Below are 5809 nucleotides of genomic sequence, written 5' to 3'. Positions count from 1 at the left end.
GAAAACGCACCGGAAACGGCCGTTTCGGGTGCGGAATCGACCCCGCACGCGGCCGGCCCCGGACGGACGTATTGGCTACAGCCACGGAGAGCGTTTTCCGCCACCACTTGCGCGTTCGTCGGACGCATGGCATGCTGTCGGAAAGCGCTTACCCGCTCGGAGTCACACACACGAGTTTCCCCGCAGAAGACGCGGGATCTGAAAGAAGAGAACGGACCAGCTATGTCACAGGCGACAACCCGCGAGATCGGGATCATCATGAACGGCGTCTCCGGGCGCATGGGCTACCGCCAGCACCTCGTGCGCTCGATCCTCGCGATCCGCGACGGGGGCGGCATCGAGCTGCCCGACGGCTCGCGCATCACCGTGAAGCCGCTTCTCGTCGGTCGCAACGAGGCCAAGCTCGCCGAGCTCGCCGCAAAGCACGGCATCGAGGACTACACGACCGACCTCGACGCCGCCCTGGCCGACCCGAAGTGGGAGATCTACGCCGACTTCCTCGTCACCAAGGCACGCGCGTCGGCCCTTCGCAAGGCGATCGCCGCCGGCAAGGCCATCTACACCGAGAAGCCCACGGCCGAGTCCCTCGACGAGGCCCTCGAACTCGCGCGTCTCGCCGATGCGGCGGGCGTCAAGACCGGCGTCGTGCACGACAAGCTCTACCTGCCGGGTCTGCAGAAGCTCAAGCGCCTGATCGACTCGGGCTTCTTCGGCCGCATCCTGTCGGTGCGCGGCGAGTTCGGCTACTGGGTCTTCGAGGGCGACTGGCAGCCGGCGCAGCGCCCGAGCTGGAACTACCGCACCGAAGACGGCGGCGGCATCATCGTCGACATGTTCCCGCACTGGAACTACGTGCTCGAGAACCTGTTCGGCGAGGTCAAGAGCGTCTACGCGCAGGCCGCCGTGCACATCGCCGACCGCTGGGACGAGAACGGCGAGCACTACACCGCCACCGCCGAGGACGCCGCATACGGCATCTTCGAGATCGAGGGCGGCATCGTCGCCGAGATCAACTCCAGCTGGACGGTGCGCGTGAACCGCGACGAGCTCGTCGAGTTCCAGGTCGACGGCACCCACGGGTCGGCCGTCGTCGGACTCTTCGGCGCCAAGATCCAGCCGCGCAACGCGACGCCGAAGCCGGTCTGGAACCCCGACCTCGAAGACAGCCACGACTACGACGCCGACTGGCAGAAGGTGCCGACCAACGACGTCTTCCTCAACGGCTTCCGTCAGCAGTGGGAGGAGTACCTGGTCTCGTTCGTCGAGGGCACGAAGTACCCCTTCGACCTGCTCTCGGGTGCCCGCGGCGTGCAGTTCGCCGAGGCCGGCCTGACCTCGAGCGCCGAAGGCCGCAAGGTCGCTCTCTCGCCGCTGACGCTGGGCTGAGCATGTCGACTCTCCGACTTCTCGACGCCGCGGGTGCGGTGACGGATGCCGAGCTGCGCGAGGGCGGCGGATACTCCCGCCCGTCCTCGCCGCTGCAGAGCCGTGTCGCCTACGCCGCCGCCCACGTGGTGCCGAAGGTGCACGCCGACAACACCCCCGGCCAGCCCGCCGACATCGACTGGGACTCGACCCTCGCGTTCCGTCGCAACGTCTACTCGTGGGGCCTGGGCGTCGCCGACGCCATGGACACCGCGCAGCGCAATATGGGACTCGATGCCGCCGCGACGCGCGAGCTCATCTCGCGCAGCGCCGAGGTCGCTCGTGAAGAGGGCGGCTCGGTCGTGGTCGGCGTCAACACCGACCACGTCGACGAGTCGCACATCTCGCTCGACCAGGTGATCGACGCCTACACCGAGCAGCTGCACTTCACCGAAGAGCAGGGGGCCGGTCCCGTGCTGATGGCGTCCCGCCATCTCGCGCGGGTCGCGACGGGTGCCGACGACTACCGTCGCGTCTACCGGTCGGTGCTGGAGTCGGCCACCGTGCCGGTGGTGCTGCACTGGCTGGGCACGGCCTTCGACCCCGAGCTCGCGGGCTACTTCGGAGCGGATGACTGGCAGACCGCATCCGCGGTGCTGCTCGACATCATCGCCGAGAACCCCGACAAGGTCGCGGGCGTGAAGATGAGCCTGCTGAACGCCGAGTCCGAGATCTCGGTGCGCGAGCAGCTGCCCGAGGGTGTGCGCATGTTCACGGGCGACGACTTCAACTACGTCGGCCTGATCGGCGGCGACAGCACCGGTCAGGGAGACGGCCACTCCGACGCGCTGCTCGGCGCGTTCGCGGCGATCACCCCGGTGGCCTCCGCCGCGATCCAGGCGCTGGATGCCGGTGACCCCGCACGCTACCTCGAGATCCTCGGCCCGACCGAAGAGCTGAGCCGTCAGGTGTTCGCAGCGCCGACCTTCTATTACAAGACGGGAGTCGCGTTCCTCGCGTGGCTCAACGGGCATCAGCCCGGATTCCAGATGGTCGGCGGTCTGCACTCGGCGCGGAGCCTTCCGCACCTCAGCCGCATCGTCGAGCTCGCCAACGCCTCGCTCGCACTCGAGAACCCTGAGCTCGCGCGCGAGCGCTGGCACGGGATGCTGCGCCTGAACGGAGTGGATCTGTGACCGTCGACCCCCGCCTGTCGATCAACCAGGCCACCATCAAGCACGCCGACCTCGCGACCGCACTCCGGGTGACGGCGGATGCCGGCATCCAGGCGATCGGCCTGTGGCGCGAGCCCGTGAACGAGGTCGGACTCGACGTCGCCGCGCGCATGCTCGCAGACTCCGGTCTGCGGTTCACGACGCACTGCCGTGGTGGCTTCTTCACCCTCCCCGAGGGGCCGGAGCGTGTCGCCGCACTCGACGACAACCGTCGCGCGATCGAGGAGACCGCGGCACTCGCCGCCGCCGGTGCCGACGGATCGACCGCCGTGCTCGTGCTCGTCGCCGGGGGACTCCCCGCCGGATCCCGCGACCTCATCGGTGCGCGTGAGCGCGTGCGCGACGCGATCGGCGTGCTCGCGACCGACGCGAAGGCCGCGGGCGTGACGCTGGCGATCGAGCCGCTGCATCCGATGTACGCGTCCGACCGGGCGGTCGTCTCGACCCTGGGCCAGGCGCTCGACATCGCAGCCGACTTCGACGCCGATGTCGTGGGTGCGGCCGTCGACACCTTCCACATCTGGTGGGACCCGCAGGTGCTCGAGCAGATCGCGCGCGCCGGTCGTGAAGGCCGCATCGCGACCTACCAGGTGTGCGACTGGAAGACGCCGCTCGCCGCCGACGTGCTGCTCTCGCGGCACTACACGGGCGACGGCGTGATCGACTTCGGCTCGCTCACGCGCGCCGTGATCGAGACGGGGTACGACCGCGACATCGAGGTCGAGATCTTCAACGCCGACATCTGGGCGGATGCTCCCGAGAACGTCGTCCGTCGCACGGCCGAGACCTTCGGAGCCGCGGTCTCCCCGCACCTGGGTTCCGGGGTCCCGGCGCTCACCGGACACTGACGGCTGCCGCACCCGCGCCCGCGAAGGCGCGGCGCGGTGCGAGCATCCGCAGGTCCCGATCACGGATGCAGGGTCGAGGAAGCTTCTCCGACCCTGCATCCGTGCTGCGTTCGTGCGGGCGTACCGGATCCACCGACATATCGGTAGCCCCGTGAGACTCCGCCGCACCCCTGAGAGGATGACCCCATGACGAAGATCCGACCCGGACTCTGTTCGGTGACCTTCCGCGCGCTCGAGGCCGAGGAGGTCGTCGGACTCGCGGCCGAAGCGGGCCTCGAGGTCATCGAGTGGGGCGCCGACGTGCACGTCCCCGTGGGCGACATCGAGCGGGCGGCGCAGATCGCCACCGAGACCGAGGATGCCGGGCTCACGTCCTGCTCGTACGGCTCGTACTTCCGTTCCGGGGCCGATGAGCCGCTCTCGCCCATCCTCGACAGCGCGGAGGCGCTCGGTGTCGACCGCGTGCGCATCTGGGCGGGGCATCTGGGGTCGGACGAGGCATCCGAGGAGCAGTGGGGCGAGACCGTCGCACGACTGCGCGATGCCGCGGCGGAGGCGGATGCCCGCGGCATCGGTCTCGCTCTCGAATTCCACTCGGGGACGCTCGCCGACACGGCCCCCACCACGCTCCGTCTACTCGCCGATGTGGGCAGCCCGGCACTCAGCACCTACTGGCAGCCGACCGTGGGCGCCAGCGTCGAGGCCGTGCTCGCCGAGTACCGTGCGCTCGCCGCGTACACCAGCGCCGCACACGTCTTCTCGTGGTGGCCCGCACAGGAGCGGCTTCCTCTGCGGGCGAGGGATGCACTGTGGACGCGCTTCTTCGCCGAAGCGCAGGCAGGTTCCGCAACGCCGGGCGTGCGTGACGCGCTGCTCGAGTTCGTGCCCGGCGACGACCCCGCGCTGCTGCGTGGCGAGGCCGCGGCTCTCCGCGCCTACCTCTCGGCGTAGCCCGGGATGATCGTCGGAGAACGGGCTGTGCGCGATGCCGCCGCGCTCCCTCATCCGGGTGCTGGACCGCAGTATGCTCAGGGCATGAGCCTGCCGGAAAGCCCTTCCCGCGTGCGTCAGCCACGTCACGCGCGAGGCGCCGCCCCGACCCTGCACGACGTGGCCCGTGAGGCGGGAGTCTCGCTCGCGACGGCATCCCGGGTGCTCAACGGATCAGAGCGCAAGGTCGCCGAATCCTTCCGTGAGCGCGTCGAGCAGGCTGCCGCCGAACTCGGATACACCGCCAATGTCTCGGCGCAGGCGACCGCTCGGGGCACCTCGCCGGTGATCGCACTGCTGGTCGCCGACATCGCCGACCCGTACTTCGGACTCATCGCCGCCGGGGTGGCCCGCGGCGCCGACGAGCAAGGGCTCGTCGTGACCATCGCGATCACCGAGCGCGATCCGGTGCGCGAGGCGCGCATCGTGCGGGCGTTGCGAGGGCAGCGACCCCAGGGGCTGATCCTCGCGGCATCCCGCACCGCCGAGCCGACCGACTCCGACACCACCCGTGAACTGGCGGAGTACGCCCGCTTCGGGGGACGCGTCGTGACGTTCGGCGCGGGCAGTGCAGAGAACCGCCACGTCGAGATCGACAACCGCGCCGGGGCCGAGCAGCTCGGTCGGCGCATGGCAGCGCTCGGCTACCGCTCGGCACTGGCGATCGCCGCGGCCGAAGGAGTGCTGACCTCAGACGAGCGTCTCGCCGGATTCCGCGCCGGGTTCGAGGCCGAGGGCGGATCCGTCGATCGCGTGATCCGTGGCGACTTCCGCCGCGAGTCGGGTGCGCAGGCGATGAACGCCGCTCTCGCCGACGGCGTCGAGCCGGGCACGCTCGTGTTCGGCATGAGCGACGTCGTCGCGATCGGTGCGATGTCGGCGATCCGTGACGCCGGACGCGAGATCGGCGCCGACATCGCGGTGTGCGGCTTCGACGACGTCCCGTCGAGCAGCGACGTGACACCGGCGCTCACGACCGTGCGGGTGCCGCTGAGCGAGGTCGGCTACCAGGCGTTCCGCGCGACGGTCGACGCCGACTGGCAGCAGTCGGCGCTGCCGCTCGAGGTCACTGTGCGCGCCAGCACGCCGGGCATCCGATGACGAGGGTGGTGCTCGCCCCCGACAGCTTCAAGGGCACGATCACCGCAGCGGATGCCGCAGCATCCCTCGCCGAGGGCTGGGCGTCGATCGACTCGACCGCGACGTTCGTGCATCGGCCGATGGCCGACGGGGGAGAGGGCACCGTCGCGGCGTTCGCGGCTGCGGTCGCCGGTGCTGTCCGCGTTCCGGTGGTCGTCGACGGCCCTGCCGGCGCGCCGATCGAGACGAGCTGGCTGCTGCTGCCTCCGACGACGGAGGCTCCCGGCGGCA

The 5809-nt window shown here is 70.1% G+C and carries 6 protein-coding genes; all 6 read left to right on the top strand.

Annotated features, from left to right (window positions below; all coding sequences use genetic code 11):
* Nucleotides 1-222: 222 nt before the first annotated feature.
* On the top strand, nt 223-1386 hold the full coding sequence (locus RTM68_RS16450; RefSeq protein ID WP_312172990.1) for a Gfo/Idh/MocA family oxidoreductase: 1164 nt from the start codon (nt 223-225) through the stop codon (nt 1384-1386).
* Between the two features lie 2 nt (nt 1387-1388).
* The gene (locus tag RTM68_RS16445; RefSeq protein WP_312172987.1) at nt 1389-2561 is read left to right on the top strand and encodes a dihydrodipicolinate synthase family protein; all 1173 of its coding nucleotides are present in this window, start codon (nt 1389-1391) and stop codon (nt 2559-2561) included.
* Nucleotides 2558-3448, top strand: coding sequence for a sugar phosphate isomerase/epimerase family protein (locus RTM68_RS16440; protein WP_312172985.1), 891 nt, complete (start codon nt 2558-2560; stop codon nt 3446-3448). The genes RTM68_RS16445 and RTM68_RS16440 overlap by 4 nt, the downstream gene beginning before the upstream one ends.
* Nucleotides 3449-3634: 186 nt before the next feature.
* On the top strand, nt 3635-4399 hold the full coding sequence (locus tag RTM68_RS16435; RefSeq protein ID WP_312172982.1) for a TIM barrel protein: 765 nt from the start codon (nt 3635-3637) through the stop codon (nt 4397-4399).
* Nucleotides 4400-4483: 84 nt separating this feature from the next.
* Nucleotides 4484-5539 (top strand): LacI family DNA-binding transcriptional regulator, encoded by a 1056-nt coding sequence (locus RTM68_RS16430; protein WP_312172979.1) that lies wholly within the window; start codon nt 4484-4486, stop codon nt 5537-5539.
* Nucleotides 5536-5809 (top strand): glycerate kinase (locus tag RTM68_RS16425; protein ID WP_312172976.1); only part of this gene is annotated, 274 nt, incomplete at its 3' end. The genes RTM68_RS16430 and RTM68_RS16425, both read left to right, overlap by 4 nt.

The organism is Microbacterium sp. (assembly GCF_031988965.1).
Classification (GTDB): Bacteria; Actinomycetota; Actinomycetes; order Actinomycetales; family Microbacteriaceae; genus Microbacterium.
Note: the sequence above shows the minus strand (reverse complement) of the source record. Positions and strands in the feature narration are given on the sequence as shown.